This is a genomic window from Ancylobacter sp. 3268 (assembly GCF_031456575.1).
GTDB lineage: Bacteria > Pseudomonadota > Alphaproteobacteria > Rhizobiales > Xanthobacteraceae > Ancylobacter.
Genome location: NZ_JAVDUX010000001.1, coordinates 461,159 through 479,118, shown reverse-complemented (window position 1 = coordinate 479,118; position 17,960 = coordinate 461,159). Strand labels below are relative to the sequence as shown.

General features: G+C 67.3%; 15 protein-coding genes. 9 read left to right on the top strand and 6 right to left on the bottom strand.

Annotated elements, in window-relative coordinates:
* Positions 1–180 precede the first annotated feature (180 nt).
* The 3 genes from J2X65_RS02245 to J2X65_RS02235 all read right to left on the bottom strand — a co-directional run bounded on the left by J2X65_RS02245 (position 181) and on the right by J2X65_RS02235 (position 3,980).
* Positions 181–1,509 carry a TRAP transporter large permease subunit gene (locus J2X65_RS02245; RefSeq protein ID WP_310197359.1) on the bottom strand — a complete coding sequence of 443 codons (1,329 nt, stop codon included), beginning with the start codon at positions 1,507–1,509 and terminating at the stop codon, positions 181–183.
* Positions 1,509–2,141: a TRAP transporter small permease subunit gene (locus J2X65_RS02240; protein WP_310197357.1), complete on the bottom strand. Its 633-nt coding sequence runs from the start codon at positions 2,139–2,141 to the stop codon at positions 1,509–1,511. Before J2X65_RS02240 ends, J2X65_RS02245 begins: the two co-directional genes overlap by 1 nt.
* A gap of 684 nt (positions 2,142–2,825) precedes the next feature.
* Positions 2,826–3,980, bottom strand: coding sequence for a TRAP transporter substrate-binding protein (locus J2X65_RS02235; protein WP_310197354.1), 1,155 nt, complete (start codon positions 3,978–3,980; stop codon positions 2,826–2,828).
* A gap of 266 nt (positions 3,981–4,246) precedes the next feature.
* On the opposite strand from J2X65_RS02235, the gene J2X65_RS02230 reads away from it, so the two are divergent.
* The 6 genes from J2X65_RS02230 (at position 4,247) to J2X65_RS02205 (ending at position 12,207) form a co-directional block, all read left to right on the top strand.
* Complete coding sequence (locus tag J2X65_RS02230; protein ID WP_310197351.1) at positions 4,247–6,457, top strand: esterase-like activity of phytase family protein; 2,211 nt, start codon at positions 4,247–4,249, stop codon at positions 6,455–6,457.
* A gap of 415 nt (positions 6,458–6,872) precedes the next feature.
* Entirely contained in the window at positions 6,873–7,520 is a 648-nt protein-coding gene (locus tag J2X65_RS02225) for a TetR/AcrR family transcriptional regulator (RefSeq protein WP_310197349.1), read from the top strand.
* Positions 7,517–8,464 (top strand): HlyD family efflux transporter periplasmic adaptor subunit, encoded by a 948-nt coding sequence (locus J2X65_RS02220; RefSeq protein ID WP_310197348.1) that lies wholly within the window; start codon positions 7,517–7,519, stop codon positions 8,462–8,464. The genes J2X65_RS02225 and J2X65_RS02220 overlap by 4 nt, the downstream gene beginning before the upstream one ends.
* The gene (locus J2X65_RS02215) at positions 8,461–9,411 is read left to right on the top strand and encodes an ABC transporter ATP-binding protein (protein WP_310197345.1); all 951 of its coding nucleotides are present in this window, start codon (positions 8,461–8,463) and stop codon (positions 9,409–9,411) included. The genes J2X65_RS02220 and J2X65_RS02215 overlap by 4 nt, the downstream gene beginning before the upstream one ends.
* Positions 9,408–10,577 (top strand): ABC transporter permease, encoded by a 1,170-nt coding sequence (locus tag J2X65_RS02210; protein WP_310197343.1) that lies wholly within the window; start codon positions 9,408–9,410, stop codon positions 10,575–10,577. Before J2X65_RS02215 ends, J2X65_RS02210 begins: the two co-directional genes overlap by 4 nt.
* A gap of 94 nt (positions 10,578–10,671) precedes the next feature.
* Positions 10,672–12,207, top strand: coding sequence for an MFS transporter (locus J2X65_RS02205; protein WP_310197340.1), 1,536 nt, complete (start codon positions 10,672–10,674; stop codon positions 12,205–12,207).
* Between the two features lie 161 nt (positions 12,208–12,368).
* Here the strand turns inward: J2X65_RS02205 and groL are convergent, their stop codons facing one another.
* Complete coding sequence (groL, locus tag J2X65_RS02200; RefSeq protein WP_310197337.1) at positions 12,369–14,015, bottom strand: chaperonin GroEL; 1,647 nt, start codon at positions 14,013–14,015, stop codon at positions 12,369–12,371.
* Between the two features lie 107 nt (positions 14,016–14,122).
* The gene (groES, locus tag J2X65_RS02195; protein WP_310197334.1) at positions 14,123–14,437 is read right to left on the bottom strand and encodes a co-chaperone GroES; all 315 of its coding nucleotides are present in this window, start codon (positions 14,435–14,437) and stop codon (positions 14,123–14,125) included.
* 314 nt (positions 14,438–14,751) lie between these two features.
* On the opposite strand from groES, the gene J2X65_RS02190 reads away from it, so the two are divergent.
* Complete coding sequence (locus J2X65_RS02190) at positions 14,752–15,039, top strand: usg protein (protein WP_310197332.1); 288 nt, start codon at positions 14,752–14,754, stop codon at positions 15,037–15,039.
* Between the two features lie 134 nt (positions 15,040–15,173).
* Positions 15,174–15,776 (top strand): exopolysaccharide biosynthesis protein, encoded by a 603-nt coding sequence (locus J2X65_RS02185; RefSeq protein WP_310197329.1) that lies wholly within the window; start codon positions 15,174–15,176, stop codon positions 15,774–15,776.
* 44 nt (positions 15,777–15,820) lie between these two features.
* Here the strand turns inward: J2X65_RS02185 and J2X65_RS02180 are convergent, their stop codons facing one another.
* The gene (locus J2X65_RS02180; protein WP_310197327.1) at positions 15,821–15,964 is read right to left on the bottom strand and encodes a hypothetical protein; all 144 of its coding nucleotides are present in this window, start codon (positions 15,962–15,964) and stop codon (positions 15,821–15,823) included.
* 633 nt (positions 15,965–16,597) lie between these two features.
* Between J2X65_RS02180 and oxlT the strand changes: the two genes are divergently transcribed.
* The gene (oxlT, locus tag J2X65_RS02175; RefSeq protein ID WP_310197325.1) at positions 16,598–17,905 is read left to right on the top strand and encodes an oxalate/formate MFS antiporter; all 1,308 of its coding nucleotides are present in this window, start codon (positions 16,598–16,600) and stop codon (positions 17,903–17,905) included.
* Positions 17,906–17,960 lie beyond the last annotated feature (55 nt).

Below are 17,960 nucleotides of genomic sequence, written 5' to 3'. Positions count from 1 at the left end.
CCCCCCCCCGCGGGGGGGGGGGGGGGGGGCCGCGGGGGGGGGGGGGGGGGGGGCCCCACGACATGGGGAAGCCGAGAGGACCCCTCACCCCATCCCTCTCCCCATCGGGGAGAGGGAGCATCGATGCCCTTGCGGCAATGGCATGCCAGACTTCCTAGGTGCCGGTCCGCGTGTCGCGCCTCACCCCCCGTACAGGTAGCTTGGCAGCCACAGGGCTATGCCGGGGAAGGCGTAGAGCAGCGCCATGGCAAACACGACGATGGCGATGAACGGCATGACGCCGGAGAAGATCTCGTCGATCGACACGTGTTTCGGCGCCACGCCCTTGAGGTAGAACGGCGCCATCGCCACCGGCGGCGACAGGAACGAGGTCTGCAGGTTCAGCGCCACCAGCACGCCGAAGAAGATCGGGTCGATGCCGAAATGGTCGAGCAGCGGCAGGAAGATCGGCAGGAAGATCACGATGATCTCCGTCCATTCCAGCGGCCAGCCCAGCACGAAGATGATGATCTGTGTGAGGATCAGGAAGCCGACCGGCCCGAGGTCGAGCGACATGATGAATTCTTCCACCACCCGCTGGCCGCCCAGCAGCGCGAACACCGCCGAGAACACCGCCGAGCCGACGAACAGCCAGCACACCATCGCCGAGGCGCGGGCGGTGAGGAACACCGAATCCTTCAGCTTCTGCACGCTGAAGGTGCGGTAGGCCAGCGCCAGCAGCACCGCGCCGGCCGCGCCGATGGCGGCGGCCTCCGACGGCGTGGCGAGGCCGAGGATGATGCAGCCGAGCACGGCGGTGATCAGCGTCACCAGCGGCAGGAAGGAGGTCAACAGCGCCCAGATGATGGTGAGCGCCGGCACGTTGCGTTCCGCCGCCGGCAGCTTCGGCGCCAGCGACGGGTTGAGCATGGCGCGGATGACGACATAGATCATGTACATCAGCGCCAGGCCGAGGCCGGGGATGAAAGCCGCCGCATAGAGCTTCACCACCGAGACGCCGGCGGTGGCGCCGTAGAGGATCAGCATCACGCTCGGCGGGATCAGGATGCCGAGGCAGCCGCCGGCGCAGACCACCCCCGCCGCGATGCGGGTGTCGTAACCGGCGCGCAGCATGGCGGGGAAGGCGAGCAGCCCCATCAGCGTCACCACCGCGCCGACGATGCCGGTGGCGGTGGCGAACAGCGCGCAGGTGATCAGCGTCGCCACCGCCAGCGAGCCCGGCAGCCAGCCGGCGGCGAGCTGGATGGAGCGGAACAGCCGGTCGAGGATGTTGGCGCGCTCGATCACATATCCCATGAACAGGAACAGCGGGATCGAGATCAGCACGTCGTTCGCCATCACCGAATAGGTGCGCTGGACGAACAGGTTGAAGATGCTGGAGCCCTGCGTGAAGTAGCCGAAGCCGACCCCCAGCGCCATCAGGGTGAAGGCGATGGGGAAGCCGAGCATCAGGAAGATCAGGAACAGCACCAGCATCAGGATGCCGAGGGCGGGATCAGAGAGGAACATCACAGCGACCCCCGCGTGGTGGACTCGCGCTCGACGGCGGTGAGGGCGGCTTCGGCCGCGGCCTCCTTGCGGGCGGCGGCCTCCTCAAGGATGATCTTCTCCATCTCCTCGACATCGTGCAGCCGCTGCGGCCAGTCGCCGCTGCGGATGCAGATGACGCAGCGCGCCACCTCGACCACGCCCTGCAGCAGCATCAGCACGCCGGTGATGGGGATCAGCGCCTTGAACGGCCAGATCACCGGCCCGTCCGGGCTGAAGGAGGAATGCTCGTTGAGCAGGTAGGAGAGCTGGAAATAGCCCCAGCCGGAATAGATCAGCGCCAGGATGCCGGGGAAGTAGAACAGCACGTAGAGGACGAGATCGACCTTCGCCTGCGTCGCCGGCCGCCAGTTGCGGTAGAGGAAATCGCCGCGCACATGGCCGTTGCGTGACAGCGTGTAGGCGCCCGCCATCATGAACAGCGCGCCATAGAGCATCAGGCTGACATCATAGGCCCAGGTGGTGGGGTCGCGCAGCACGTAGCGGCGGAACACCTCATAGCAGATCGCCAGCGTCAATATGACGATGCACCAGGCGAAGGTCTTGCCGATGAAGGCATTCAGCCGGTCGACGGCGAGAAGGACGGATTGCATGGGAGCCTCGAGGAAGAGCGGGCCGGGGAGGCGGACGGGACGTCGGGTTTGGCGTGGTGCTGTCTGGTGACGCGGTTCGGTGAGGGGAGCGGCACGGCGGGCCGGCGTGGCGGACGGCGGACGTGGCGGGCGGCGGACGGGGCGGACGGGTGGTGCGTGCGTCGTGCTCGCCAAAGCCCTCTCCCCGGCGGGGACAGGGCTGGTTGAGGGGGGAGGACGGCCTCCGCCTCGGTGAGCGCCCGCGCATCCGGTCGACCGGATGCGCCAAGCCGTTTCCCGCAAGATCCCTTCACCAATCCGGCGAGCCCGCCGGTGAGCCCGCCGGTGAGCCCGCCGGTGAGCCCGCCCTTGGGCTTGCCAAAGGCGGGACGCGGGAGCGGATCGGCTCTCCCTTTGTGGGAGCGGGGTGGGTGAAGGAGCGGGTCGCTTCGGCCTTGGGCTCCGGTCCGTCGGGTCTTCGAGGCCCAGCACGGCTCCGCGACCGGCGAGGGGACGACGAGATGGGAAACCGCCGCAGACCCCTCACCCCACCCCTCGCTCCGACAGGGAGAGGTCGCGTCGCCGCTCTCTGGGCAGGGAGGACGCACGCGGCCCGTTCTCCCGGTCGCCCCTCGTGACGCCGGCACCTCCGTCTTGCCGGGGTAAGCCCGGTTCATGACGGCGTGCGAGGCCCCGACGCCCCGCCTACGCCGTGCGGAAGAAGTGGTCGTAGGCCATCTTCGAATCCGGCTCATATTGCAGCCGGAAGCCGACGATGCGCTGCGCCCAGGCCTTCTGGCTGTCGATCACCTTCTTGAACACCGGATCGGTGGAAAGGTTGGCGATCACCACGTCCCACGCCTTCAGCTGCGCCTCCAGCACCGGCTTGGGTGTTGGGATCACCTTCACGCCGCGCGCCTTGATGGCCTCGAGATCCTTCGAGTAGCGGTCCTGCGCCTTCCACATCATGGTGGAGGAGGTGGCATCCGCCGCTGCCTTGATGATCTCCTGCACGTCCTTCGGCATGGCGTCGAACTTGGTCTTGTTGAACAGCACCTCGAAGCATTCCAGCGCCTGGTGGTAGCTCTGGATCATGTAGACCTTGGCGACATCGGGGAAGCCGAGCACCAGGTCGGAGGAGGGGTTGTTGAACTCGGCGCCCTCCAAGAGGCCGCGGTCGATGGCGGGCACGATCTCGCCGCCGGGCACGATCGTCACCGCCGCCCCGAGTTCCTTGAACAGGTCGGCACCGAGGCCCACCGTGCGGTATTTCATGCCCTTCATCTGGTCGATGCTGGAGATCTCGGCCTTGAACCAGCCGAGCGGCTGGCTCGGCATCGGCCCGGTGAGCATGCCGACCACGTTGAGCTTCAGCGTGTTCTGCACGAGGTCGTCATAGAGCTCCTGCCCGCCGCCATAGCGGATCCAGCCCAGCAGCTCGTCGGCGTCCCAGCCGAAGGCCGGGGCGGTGCCGAACAGCGAGAACGCCTTGTTCTTACCGTACCAATAGGCGGCGACGCCGTGGCCGCCGTCGAGGATGCCGGCCGACACCGCGTCGAGCATCTGAAAGGCCGGCACCACCGCGCCGGCCGGCAGCAGGTCGAGCTCGACCCGGCCGCCGGCCATCGCGTTCACCCGCTTGACGAAGTCGCCGGCGAACTCGTGGAAGATGTCCTTGTTCGGCCAGGTCGACTGGAATTTCAGCTTGATCGGCGCCTGCGCATGCACGGCGGGGGCGGCGACCGCCGCGGCGCCGGCGACGGCAGCACCGGCGATGAAGCGGCGGCGGGACGGGACGTTATCGGCCTGCGTGTCGGCGTGAGCGCGCACGTCTACGCTCTTCCCTGACGTAACGGTCATGGGCGGTTCCTCCTGTGGCGTTTCCTCCGCGGGCTTGCGCCCGCCGGGCGGCGCTTTGCGCGCTCTGGCCCGATGTGCCAGCAGACGATGACGAAAGGGCAAGCGCAAGCGCTAATTGTGCCGCTCCCTGCCAATTCGGCTGATACGAAAGTCGTAACTCCCGGCGTTTGCCGCCGCTTTTCCGCCACAGCCGTCATCGGCGTGTCATCGACGGCCGCTTTGAAGACCGCAGGCGGGCTTCCCCGCGTCAGGATGAGGATCCTCCCATGCGCTCGACTCTGATGGCCGGCGTCTGCCTTGCCATGCTTGCGTCCGCCGGTGTCGCCTCGGCGCAAAACGCGCCCGAAAGCTTCAACCGCATCGCCACCTTCCATGTGGTGGACAATCTGCCGGCCGGTGCCGACGCCGCGAAATCCACCGCCGCCGAGATCATCACCGTGACCGAAGACGGCAACACGCTGATCTATAGCGACAGCCCCGGCAAGCGCATCGGCTTCATCGACATCACCGATCCGGCGGCGCCGAAGCCTGCCGGCACGGTGGCGCTCGACGGCGAGCCGACCACGACGGTGGTGATCGGCGGCAAGGCCTATGTCGGCGTCAACACCTCGGAATCGAAGAGCAACCCGTCGGGTCACCTCGCCGTGGTCGACATCGCCTCCCGCAAGGTCGAGGACAAGGTCGACCTCGGCGGCCAACCGGATTCGGTCACCAAGAGCCCGGATGGCCGCTTCCTCGCCATCGCGATCGAGAACGAGCGCGACGAGGACGTCAATGACGGCGCCATTCCGCAGATGCCGGCCGGTAACCTCACCACGTTCGAGGTGAAGGACGGCCGCGTCGTCGATGCCTCGAAGAAGGTCATCGACCTGACCGGCCTCGCCGCCGTCGCGCCGGAAGATCCCGAGCCGGAATATGTCGACATCAACTCCCGCAACGAGGTGGTCGTCACCCTGCAGGAGAACAACCACATCGTGGTGGTCGATCTGCCCACCGGCAAGGTCACGGCGCATTTCTCCGCCGGCACTGTCGATCTCGACAGGATCGACACCAAGAAGGACGGCGTGATCGACCTCTCCGGCAAGATGACGGCGGTTCCGCGCGAGCCGGACACCGTGCAGTGGATCGACGACAACCGTTTCGTCATCGCCAATGAAGGCGACTGGAAGGGCGGCACGCGCGGCTTCAGCATCTTCGACAAGACCGGCAAGCTGCTGTTCGAATCCGGCACCGCGCCCGAATACGAGGCGGTGCGCCTCGGCCACTATCCCGAGAAGCGCAACAAGAAGGGCATCGAGATGGAGGGCGCGGAAGTCGCGACCTTCGGCGGCGAAAAGCTGATCTTCGCCGGTTCCGAGCGCGCCTCGATCATCTTCGTGTATCGTGACAAGGGCGGTGCCGAAGCGCCTGAACTGCTTCAGGTTCTGCCCGGCGGCGTCGGGCCGGAGGGCCTGCTTGCCATCCCCGCGCGCAACCTGTTCGTCACCGCCAGCGAGACCGACAACCGCGAGGATGGCGGCATCGGCTCGGTGGTCACGCTCTACCAGCGCGCGCCCGGCGCCCCGAGCTACCCGACCATCGTCTCCGGCGACGACAAGAACGGCCTGCCGATCTGGTGGGGGGCGCTCTCGGGCTTCGCCGCCGATCCGAAGGACGCCGGCAAGCTCTATGCGGTCACCGACAGCTTCTATGCGCAGGGTCGCATCCTCACCATCGACGCGACGCAGAAGCCGGCCCGGATCACCGCCGCCACCGTGGTGACGAAGGACGGCCAGCCGGCCAAGGGCCTCGACCTCGAAGGCATCGCCATCCGTCCGGAAGGCGGCTTCTGGCTCGCCTCCGAAGGCAATCCCGAGAAGAAGGAAAACCCGACGCAGAACCTGCTCATCCGGGTGAATGCCGATGGCTCCATCGCCGAGGAGATCACCCTGCCGCAGGCGCTCGCCGCGCAGGCGACCCGCTTCGGCTTCGAGGGCGTGGCGGTCACCGGCTCCGGCACTGAGGAGACCGTGTGGATCGGCGTGCAGCGCGAGTGGAAGGACGATCCCAAGGGCTTCGTAAAGCTGATCGCCTACAATCCGGCGGTGAAGAGCTTCGGCTATGTCCACTATCCGCTGGAGAAGTCGGAGAAGGGTTGGGTCGGCATTTCCGAGCTCACCGCCCACAAGGACGGCCTGATCGTCATCGAGCGCGACAACCTTGTCGGCCCGGCCGCCAAGCTGAAGAAGCTGTATTTCGTGTCGCTCAAGGACGTCGTGCCGGCAGCGATCGGCAGCGAGGCCAAGCCGCCGGTGCTCGCCAAGACCGAGGTGAAGGACCTGTTGCCGCTGCTCGCCGCGCCCAAGGGCTATGTGCTCGACAAGGTGGAGAGCTTCGCCATCGACGCCGCCGGCAACGGCTTCATCGTCACCGACAATGACGGCATTGACGGCTCCTCCGGCGAGACCCAGTTCATCCCGCTCGGCGCGATCAACTGACGCCGCACGCGCGGCCTCCGAACCAACCCGACAGGCGAGGGCGCCCCGCAAGCGCGCCCTTTGCTTTGTTGGCGCGAATAAGGGGCTCCGGCACCCGTTCCCCGCCGATAGAGCGACCACGCTCCCTCTCCCCAATGGGGGAGCGATGGGGTGAGGGGGACAACGCTCCAAGGCTCCGCAGCGCGCGCCCACACACCGACCCGCTACGCGGGCCACCTCTCCTCCTCGGGGAGAGGGAGGCCCGAAACTGGCTATGCGCCATGACGTCTCCCACCGCCACGCGGCAACTCCCTCTCCCCGAGGGGCAGAGGTGTGGGGTGAGGGGGGACAACGCTCCCAGACATTGAAGCGGCCCTTCCCTTCCCAAGGCGATCCGATATAATGACTGACCGGTCAGTCATTATGAGGTGCCGCCGTGACCGACGCTGCGAACCCGCCGACGAAGAGGCCGCCGCGGCCCCGCCCGGACGCCGAGGCGCGCCGCCGCGCCATCCTCGATGCGGCGTTGGAAGTCTTCGCCGAACACGGCTTCACCGGCGCGCGGATGGAGGACGTCGCCCGCCGCGCCGGCATCGCCAAGGGCACGCTCTATCTCTACTTCAAGGACAAGACCGCGCTGTTCGAAGGACTGGTGCACGATGCCGCCGATCCGATCCTCGGCAGGCTGGAGCGCGACTTCGCCGGGTTCGAGGGCTCGACCCGCGATTTCCTCGTGCATCTGTTCCACCACATCGAGACGGAGGCCGTCGCCACGCCGCGCCGCCACATCGTCCGGCTGATGCTGGCGGAAGGCGAGCGCTTCCCGGCCATAACCGATTTTTATTATCGCGAGGTGGTGGAGCGCGGGCTCGGCCTTTTGCGGGCGATCAATGCGCGCGCGCTCGAACGCGGCGAGATCACCTCCGACGCCGCGCTGCGATTCCCGCAACTGCTCGTCGCGCCGGTTCTTGTGGCGGCGGTGTGGGACGGGCTGTTCGGCCGCAACGAGCCGCTCGACGCGCGCGGCATGTTCCTGGCGCATGCGGAGATCGTCATGCGCGGCCTGGGGTGGAGGGACCTATGAGACGCGTCGTACCCCTGCTGCCACTGCTTCTGGCGCTGGCAGGCTGCGTCGACGCCGGCCCGCCGCGCTATCAGGGCTATGCGGAGGCCGAGATGCTGTTCGTCGGGCCGGAGGAGGCCGGTCGCGTCACGGCCCTCGAGGTCGACGAGGGCGACCGCGTCACCGCCGGCCAGAAGCTGTTCGAGATCGACCCTGCCCTCCAGCAGGCCGATGTCGACGCCGCCAGGGCGAGCCTTGAGCAGGCGCGCGCGCAGCTCGCCAATCTCAAGGCGGCGGCGCAGCGGCCGGAGGAAGTCGAGGTGCTGGAGGCCGGCCGCCGCCGTGCCGCCGCGGCGCTCGATTTGTCGCGCATCGAGCTCGACCGGCAGAAGGACCTCTACGCCAAGGCGGTCGGCTCCAAGGCGGCGCTCGACACCGCGCAGCATACGTTCGACCAGAACCAGGCCGCGCTCGACGAGATCGGCAAGCAGATCGAGGTCGCAAAGATGGGCTCGCGCGAGATGCAGATCGCCGCCGCCGAGCGGCAGGTCGATTCGGCTCAGGCCAATCTCGTCACCGCGCAGACCCGGCTCGACCGCCGCACGCTCGCCGCCCCCGCCGCCGGATCGGTGGAGACGGTATATTTCCGCCCCGGCGAGTTGGTGCCGGTCGGGCGGCCGGTGCTCTCCCTGCTGCCGCCGGAGCTGATCAAGATGCGGTTCTTCGTGCCGGAGCCGGATCTCGCCCGCTTCCGCCTCGGCGCGCGCGTCACCGTCCATTGCGACGGCTGCGCCGGCAGCGTGACGGCCACGGTCAGCTACATCGCCGCCGAGGCGGAGTATACCCCGCCGGTGATCTACAGCCTCGACGAGCGCTCCAAGCTGGTGTTCCTGCTGGAGGCCAAGCCCGACGACCCCTTGAGGCTGCGCCCCGGCAAGCCGATCACCGTCGAGCTCGCGCCGTGAGCGAGCGTGCCGGCCCGCTCCCCGACACCGCCTACGCCATCGAGGTCGAGGGGCTGTCGAAGGCGTTCGGCGACCGGGTGGTGGTGCGCAACCTCACCATGCGGGTAAAGAAGGGGCAGATCTACGGCTTCCTCGGGCCGAACGGCTCCGGCAAGACCACCACCATCCGCATGTTGTGCGGCCTACTGACGCCGGATTCCGGCCGCGGCACCTGCCTCGGCATGAACATCCTGACGCAGGCGCGGGCGATCCGCCGCCATGTCGGCTACATGACGCAGCGCTTCAGCCTCTATGCCGACCTGTCGGTGCGGGAGAACCTGGAGTTCGTCGCCCGCGTCTATGGCGTGCCGGATCCAGTGGGAGCGGCGACGGCAGCGGTGGAGCGGCTCGGCCTTGCCGGGCGCGACAGGCAGCTTGCCGGCTCGCTGTCGGGCGGCTGGAAGCAGCGGCTGGCGCTGGGCGCCTGCATCCTGCCCTCGCCGGACCTGCTGCTGCTCGACGAGCCGACCGCCGGCGTCGATCCCAAGGCGCGCCGCGAATTCTGGGCGCAGATCCACGAGCTCGCCGCCGAGGGCCTCACCGTGCTGGTCTCCACCCATTACATGGACGAGGCCGAGCGCTGCCACGAGATCGCGTACATCGCCTATGGCGAGCTGCTGGCGCAGGGCACGGTGGAAGAGGTGGTCGCCGGCGCCGGCCTGTTCACCTGGAGCGTCGCGGGCGGCGATCCGGCACCGCTGGCACGCGAGCTCAGCGAACGGCCGGGCGTCGACATGGTGGCGCCCTTCGGCGCCAGCGTGCATGTCGGCGGCCATGACGCCGCGGCGCTGGAGGCGGCCATCGCCCCGTTCCGCGAACGGCCGGGCCTTAGCTGGCGGCGCGACGAGCCGACGCTGGAGGATGTGTTCATCGACCTGATGAACCGGTCCAAGGACAATTTCCGATGAGCGGGGCGGTGGGCGGCGCGGTGGGCGGCTTCCTGCGCCGGGTCGGCGCGATGATGCGCAAGGAGTTCCTGCAGCTGCTGCGCGACCGCGTCTCCTTCGCCACCATGATCTCGATCCCGCTCTTGCAGCTGGTGCTGTTCGGCTACGCCATCAACACCACGCCGCGCCATCTGCCGACCGCGGTGCTCGCCTATGAGGATACCTCGCTCTCCCGCTCCATCCTCGCCGCCATCGAGAACACCAAATATTTCGCGGTGGTGAGCCATCCGGGAAGCGCCGCCGAGGCCGATCACCAGATGCTCGCCGGCGAAGTGTCCTTCATCGTCGAGATCCCCGCCGGCTTCGAGCGGGCGGTACGGCGCGGCGAGAGCCCCTCCATGCTGGTCGCCGCCGACGCCACCGATCCCGTCGCCTCCGGCAGCGCCGTGGCGGCGTTGCGGGCGCTGGTCGAGACCGCGGTGAAGCGCGAGCGCTTCGCGGTGGAGGGCGGGCCGGAAGGCTCGGGGCTGGAGAGCGCGCCGCCGGCGTTCCAGATCATCACCCATGCCCGCTACAACCCGGCGGCGGTGACGCAGCTCAACATCGTGCCCGGCCTGCTCGGCACCATCCTCACCATGACCATGCTGATCTTCACCGCGCTGTCGGTGACGCGCGAGATCGAGCGCGGCACTATGGAGACGCTGCTCGCCATGCCGATCCGCCCGGTGGAGGTGATGCTCGGCAAGATCGCGCCCTATGTGCTGGTGGGGGCGGGGCAGGCGCTGATGATCGTCGGCGCCGGGCTCTATCTGTTCCGCGTGCCGATGATCGGCTCGCCCGGGCTTTTGACGCTGCTGACCGTGCTGTTCATCGTCGCCAACCTGTCGATCGGCTACACCTTCTCGACGCTGGCGCAGAACCAGCTGCAGGCGGTGCAGATGACCTTCATGTACTTCCTGCCCAACATCCTGCTCTCCGGCTTCATGTTCCCCTTCGCCGGCATGCCGCTCTGGGCGCAATATCTCGCCGAGACCATGCCGCTGACGCACTATCTGCGCATGGTGCGCGGCATCATGCTGAAGGGGGCGGAGGTGAGCGACCTGTCGCGCGACATCGTGGCGCTGGGGGCGATCATGCTGGTGGCGATGTTCATCGCCGTGCGCCGGTTCCGGCAGACGCTGGATTGAGGCAGTGTGGTTGCCGGTGGCGCCGGTCTTCCGTCACGGCCGGTTCATATGGCCGGCCTAACGGAGTATCGGCGGGGGCGTTTCGGGGGGCGGCATGGAGAGCGAGGCTTCCGGCACACGGCTGGCGGGGTCTGCCAGGCGGGTGCAGGACTATATCGACGAGACGCCGCTCTGGGCCGACGGCACCCCGGTCGGCTTCGCGCCGATGACGACGATGCAGTGGCGCATCTGGTGGCTCGCCGCCTTCGGCAAGTTCTTCGAGGGGCTGGTGGTGTTCATGACCGCCGTCGCCCTGCCGCTCATCGCCGTCGAGTTCGACATGAGCGCGACCCAGCACGGCATCGTCGGGGCGGCCTCGCTGGCCGGCATCCTGGTCGGGGCGCTGGCGCTGGGGGGCCTGTCGGATACGTTCGGCCGCAAGTTCATGTTCGTGGTCGAGATGATCATCTTCATGATCTTCCTGGTGCTGCTGGCGCTCAGCCCCAGCTATCCCTGGCTGGTGGTGTTCCTGTTCGGGGTCGGGGTCGCGCTGGGCTGCGACTATCCCACGGCGCACCTCATCATTTCCGAGAGCATTCCCAGCAGCGCCCGCGGCCGGCTGGTGCTCGGCGCCTTCGGCTTCCAGGCGCTCGGCGCGCTGGCGGGCAGCGGCGTCGGCTACATCGTGCTGGTCAACCTGCCGGAGATCTCCGCCTGGCGCTGGATGTATGCCTCGGCCATCCTGCCCGCCGCCCTGGTCACCCTCGGGCGCTTCTACATCACCGAGAGCGCTCCCTGGCTCTTCGCGCATGGCCGCTTCGACGAGGCCGAGCGGGAGGCGGCGAAGCTGCTCAGGCGCGCTCCGGCCTATCCGCACGAGATCAAGCTGGCCCGCGGCAACCGTCAGGCGCGCCGCCATGCGTCCGAGACCGGCTGGTCGGCGCTGTTCAGCGCCAGGAACCGGCGTGCGACCCTCCTCGCCTCGGTGCCGTGGTTCCTTCAGGATCTGGGCACCTATGGCATCGGCCTGTTCACCCCGACCATCCTGGCCGCGGCGCTCGGCCATGCCGCCTCGCAGGCGCACGACATCACCGACCTCATCGCCAACCAGATCCTGGCGGCGGAGGGCGCGGCATTGATCGATGCGCTGCTGATCGTCGGCATCGTCGGGGCGGTGGCGCTGTCGGACCGGGTCGGTCGCATTCCGCTGCAGGCGCTGGGCTTCGTCGGCTGCGCCGCCGGGCTGCTGCTGGCGGCGTTCTCGACGCATTATGCCGACCCGGTACGGACCGCGCTGATCTTTGCCGGTTTCATGCTGTTCAACTTCATGACCAATATCGGCCCCAACGCCCAGACCTACCTGCTTGCCGGCGAGGTGTTCCCCACGCATGTGCGGGGCAGGGGCGCGGGCTTTGCGGCGGCGTTCGGCAAGATCGGCGCGGTCCTCACCGCTTTCCTGTTTCCGATTCTGCTGGCCGGGATCGGCACCACCTATCTGCTCTACGGCCTTGCCGGCACCTCGCTGCTCGGCGCGGTGGTCACCTGGCGGTTCCGCATCGAAACCAAGGGGGTCAATCTCGACCGGGTGCACGAGCGCGCCGTCGATGCCGAGCTCGACGCCGCCGCGGGCATAGGGCGCGAGGCGGCCTGAAGTTCTCACGTCGATTCAACGGCCCCGATGCAAAAGGGCGCGGCTTTCGCCGCGCCCTTTCATATTTCCGACGATGAGGACGTCGATCAGAAGTCCATGCCGCACCCGAAGCCGGGCTTGCCCGGCTTCGGCGCTCGACCGCCGGGGCGGTCGGACCTTGATCAGAAATCCATGCCGCCCATGCCGCCCATGCCGCCGCCCGGCATGGCCGGAGCCGCGCCGGCCTTCTTGGGCAGCTCGGCGATCATGGCTTCGGTGGTGATCAGCAGCGAGGCCACCGACGCGGCGTTCTGGATCGCCGAGCGCAGCACCTTGGCCGGGTCGATCACGCCGGCCTTGTACATGTCGACATATTCGCCGGTCTGGGCGTTGAAGCCGTAGGCGTAAGTGTCCTTCTCCAGGATGCGGCCGACGATCAGCGAGCCGTCCTCGCCGGCGTTGGACGCGATCTGGCGGGCCGGGTACTGGACGGCCTTGCGGACGATCTCAACGCCGGTCTTCTGGTCGGCATTGGCGGTGGCGACGCCGTCGAGCGCCTTGATGGCGCGGAGCAGGGCGACGCCGCCGCCCGGCAGGACGCCTTCCTCGACGGCCGCACGGGTGGCGTGCAGGGCGTCGTCGACGCGGTCCTTCTTCTCCTTCACCTCGATCTCGGTGGCGCCGCCGACGCGGATCACCGCGACGCCGCCGGCGAGCTTGGCCAGGCGCTCCTGCAGCTTCTCGCGGTCGTAGTCCGAGGTGGTCTCCTCGATCTGCGCCTTGATCTGCGCGACGCGGGCGTCGATGTCGGCCTTGGCGCCGTTGCCGTCGACGATCGTGGTGTTCTCCTTCTCGATCACCACCTTCTTGGCGCGGCCGAGCATGTCGAGGGTCACGGTGTCGAGCTTGATGCCGAGATCGTCGGAGATCGCGGTGCCGCCGGTCAGCACGGCGATGTCCTGCAGCATGGCCTTGCGGCGGTCGCCGAAGCCCGGCGCCTTCACCGCCGCGACCTTCAGGCCGCCGCGCAGCTTGTTGACGACGAGGGTCGCGAGGGCTTCACCCTCGATGTCCTCGGCGATGATCAGCAGCGGCTTGGAGGTCTGCACGACGGCTTCGAGGACCGGCAGCAGCTCCTGGAGGCCCGAGAGCTTCTTCTCGTGGATGAGGATGTAGGGATCCTCGAACTCCACGCGCATCTTCTCGGCATTGGTGATGAAATAGGGGGAGAGATAGCCGCGGTCGAACTGCATGCCTTCGACGACGTCGAGCTCGGTCTCGGCGGTCTTGGCTTCCTCGACGGTGATCACGCCCTCATTGCCGACCTTCTGCATCGCCTCGGCGAGGAACTTGCCGACTTCGGCGTCGCCATTGGCGGAGATGGTGCCGACCTGGGCGATCTCGTCGTTGGAGGTGACCTTCTTGGCGTTCTTCTTGATGTCCGCCACGATGGCCTCGACCGCGAGGTCGATGCCGCGCTTCAGGTCCATCGGGTTCATGCCGGCGGCCACCGACTTGGCGCCTTCACGCACGATCGCCTGGGCGAGCACGGTGGCGGTGGTGGTGCCGTCGCCGGCGAGGTCGTTGGACTTCGAGGCCACTTCGCGCACCATCTGGGCGCCCATGTTCTCGAACTTGTCCTCGAGCTCGATTTCCTTGGCGACCGTCACGCCGTCCTTGGTGATGCGCGGGGCGCCGAAGCTCTTCTCGATGACGACGTTGCGGCCCTTGGGGCCCAGCGTCACCTTCACCGCATTGGCGAGGATGTCGACGCCGCGCAGCATCTTGTCGCGCGCATCGCCGGAGAACTTTACTTCCTTGGCAGACATGTCCTGAAACTCCGAGTGTCGTGTGTCGTTCGCGGTTCGGGAGCCGAGGGGGCGGCGTAGGCCGCGCGGCGCTCAGCGGAGCGCCGGGCTCTCGGGCTCCCGGCGGATCACGCGGCCTTCTTGGCCGAGCCGGCGTCCTCGACGATGCCGAGAATGTCGGATTCCTTCATGATGAGGTAGTCGACGCCGTCGAGCTTCACCTCGGTGCCGGACCACTTGCCGAACAGCACGCGGTCGCCGGCCTTCACGTCGAGCGGGACGAGCTTGCCGGCTTCGTCGCGGGCGCCGGGGCCGACGGCGACGATCTCGCCCTGGGAGGGCTTTTCCTTGGCGCTGTCGGGGATGATGATGCCGCCGGCGGTCTTCTCTTCCGCATCGACACGCTTGACCACCACGCGGTCATGCAGGGGACGGAACTTCATCGGTTCTCTCCAGAAAGTCTTGAACGGGCGGTGAATTTGCCGAACGACGCCGGTTCGGGCCCGCCAGGCGCAACCCGACCCGTGCATCGTCGGCGACCATCTAGGAGGCTGCCGCTACGCGCGCAAGGGGGAGAGGGCAAAAATCTGGCAGTCCAGGCAAGAGAGTGCCAGCGCCGGGACGGCGCCCTTGTCAGCACTCTGTCGCATATGCTGCCAATGCATTGATATTGAACACTAAATTCAAATTATGCTCTTGCGGCGCCCGTCGGCCGCGCTCATCATCTTCCGTGCATGTTCGCGAAAGGAGGTTCCGCATGGCATCCGATGCTGCGCCGGTCTCGGCGGATTTCAGCCGGCAGATGAGCGGCTACGGCCTGACCACCGCTCATATTCTCTATCGCATGCCCGATCATCGCTCGCTGCTGCAGACCTATCTCTGGCAGCGCTACGATTTGTTTCCGCATTTCCCCGAGCTGCAGCGCTTTCTCGACTTCTGGGCGCGCGAGCTCGAAGGGCCGCTGCATTCGGTGACGGTGAGCCATTCCCGGCTGATCACGCCGACGGAGCTGCGCGCGGTAGATGGGATTTTCCGGCTCAACTGACCCATCGGCACCCGGCCTGACGGCGGGATGATCAGCAGAATGCCCTCTCATTGCCGCTTTCCACGTGTTAAGAGGTCCCCTGAAACACGGTGCCTTCGGGCGCTTGGGGATGTCTAAGGCATTTGGTCGGGCTGGTGGATCATCGTTCTCCGCGCACGTCGGAGCTGCTCAGTGCTCTCGCGACGGCCCATTCCGCCGATCGCATCGGCGTGGGGGAGGTGGTGCACGCGCTGCGCAACCGCGCCTTCGGCCTGTCGATTCTGTTGCTCGGCCTGCCGAACTGCCTGCCGATGCCGCCGGGCATCCCGGTGATCTGCGGCCTGCTGCTCTGCCTCGTCGGCGTGCAGATGACCATGGGCCGCGACGAGCTCTGGCTGCCGGGCTGGATCGCCCGGCGCACCTTCTCGCGTGCGCTGCTGGAGAAGATCGTCAACGGCGCCCTGCCATGGGTGCGCCGTTTCGAGGGTTATTCGCGCCCCCGCCTGCATTATTTCTCCAACGCCTCCGCCCGGCTGGTGCTGGGCATGCTGGTGGTGCTGCTGGGGCTGCTGCTGCTGCTGCCGATCCCGATCTTCGGCAATCTGCCGCCCGGCATCGCGGTGTGCATTCTCGGCCTCGGCCTGGTGGAACGCGACGGCATCTTCATCTGCGCCGGCATCGTCGCCACGGCGATCAGCGCCGGGGTCATGGGCCTGCTGACCTGGATGCTCTATCAGGGCGCGCTCGCGGTCATCTGAGCGCGCCCGGCCATTGCCGGCCGGCCTTCGGCCCAGCGTCCGGCTCAGCCCGGCGGATCGACCTTCACACCTTTCGGCCCGACCTCGATCTGCAGCGTGTTCTGGTCGCGCTGATAGGCCTGATAGGCGAAGATGCCGGCAACCACCGCCAGCACGGCGATGACGGCGTAGAGTACGGGTCGGTTCATTTCATTCCCTTGTCGGATGGCGGAACGGCCTTGAGTCGAGCCGTGCGCACCCCATGGCGAGCGGTGATCGAACGCCGGCAGGTACCATCGGGTTCCATCGCCGCCCGACGCCGCTACCGCAGCGTCGGCCCGCGCCATCTCTGCGGCACCTCGCCGCCTTCCGCAGCGACCGATCCGGCCAGCGCCCCTCGTCACCCCTCTTTTCTCTGCGATCCGGCAAGCAAACCCTGCGTCATATCGTGGGAAAGAACGCCCGGTCGCCGACGCCGTGCGGCGTTCGTCTCCGCTCATACCGAGGTTTATTTGCCGGTGACCAAAGGTATGTCACGAAATAATCGTACGTATAAGTCGAACCCACTCAATGAACACTTGGCTTTTGAACTGTCAAAAAGTTTAATTTTGCCAGTATTCCCTCCGTGGTATTTTGTGTACGGTTGTGAAACGTCGCATGAATATCAGATAACACCTGACCATTCGTAAGGTTTTGCCTCTGGTCGGGGTGTGTCAGGCGGTCTCAGGGGGGCCGTCCGGTAGCGTGCGGAGCATCATGAACGGGCGGCGCCGGAAGCGTCCCGTCCCAAGCGGCCGGAACAAGAGCCGTGGATTTCAGCATTCAGGTCGAGGAAAATAATCATGCAAGCCACGGTTAAGACGCCGCGTCCCTGGGAGCCCTGGGTTCAGCTGGGCTGCGGCGTCATCTGCATGGCGATGATCGCCAATCTTCAATATGGCTGGACGCTGTTCGTCGATCCGATCGACGCCAAGCACCAGTGGGGCCGGGCGGCCATCCAGCTCGCCTTCACCCTTTTCGTGCTCACCGAGACCTGGCTGGTTCCCGTCGAGGCGTGGTTCGTCGATCGCTATGGCCCGCGCGTCGTCATCCTGTTCGGCGGCGTGACCATCGCGTTGGCGTGGATCGTGAACTCCTACGCCACCTCGCTGCCGCTGCTGTATCTCGGCTCGATTCTCGGCGGCATTGGCTCGGGCGCGGTGTACGGCACCTGCGTCGGCAATGCGCTGAAGTGGTTTCCCTATCGCCGCGGCCTTGCCGCCGGCGCCACCGCGGCCGGCTTCGGGGCCGGTGCGGCGCTCACCGTGGTGCCGATCGCCGCGATGATCGCCTCGCATGGTTATGAGGCGGCCTTCTTCTGGTTCGGCCTCGGCCAGGGCGCCGTCGTGGTCGTGATGTCGGCTTTCCTCTATTCGCCGAAGTCGAAGATCGCGCCGCCCAAGAAGCCCAGCCACCTGCCGCAGAGCAAGGTCGACTACAAGCCGGCGCAGACCATCTCCAAGCCGGTGTTCTGGCTGCTCTATCTCATGTTCGTCATGGTGGCGTCCGGCGGCCTGATGGCGGCGGCGCAGATCGGCCCGATCGCGCATGATTTCGGCGTCGCCAACGTCCCGGTCAACCTGCTCGGCCTGCAGGCGGCGGCGCTCACGCTGGCGATTTCGCTGGACCGCATCTTCGACGGCTTCGGGCGGCCGCTGTTCGGCTTCATCTCCGACCAGATCGGCCGAGAGAACACCATGTTCATCGCCTTCGGCACCGCGGCCGCGGCGCTGCTGATGCTGGTGTTCCACGGCGCGAACCCGCTGGTGTTCGTGCTGGCGACCGCGGTGTTCTTCGGCGTGTTCGGCGAGATCTACTCGCTGTTCCCCGCGACCGCCGGCGACACCTTCGGCTCCAAGTTCGCGGCCACCAATGCCGGCATGCTCTACACCGCCAAGGGCACGGCCGCCCTGCTGGTGCCGATCGCCAGCATCGTGGCGGCCACCTATGGCTGGTATGCGGTGTTCGCCATCGCGGTGGGCCTGAATGCGACCGCGGCGTTCCTCGCTTTGTTCGTGCTGAAGCCGCTGCGCGGCCGCTTCATCGCCAACAGCGCCGTCGAGGCGACGGTGAACGACGCCGCGCCGGTGAGCGGCCAGCACGCCCACTGAGCCTCTGCGGCCAAACGATCGAGGCGCGCCGTCCCCGGGGATGGCGCGCCTTTTT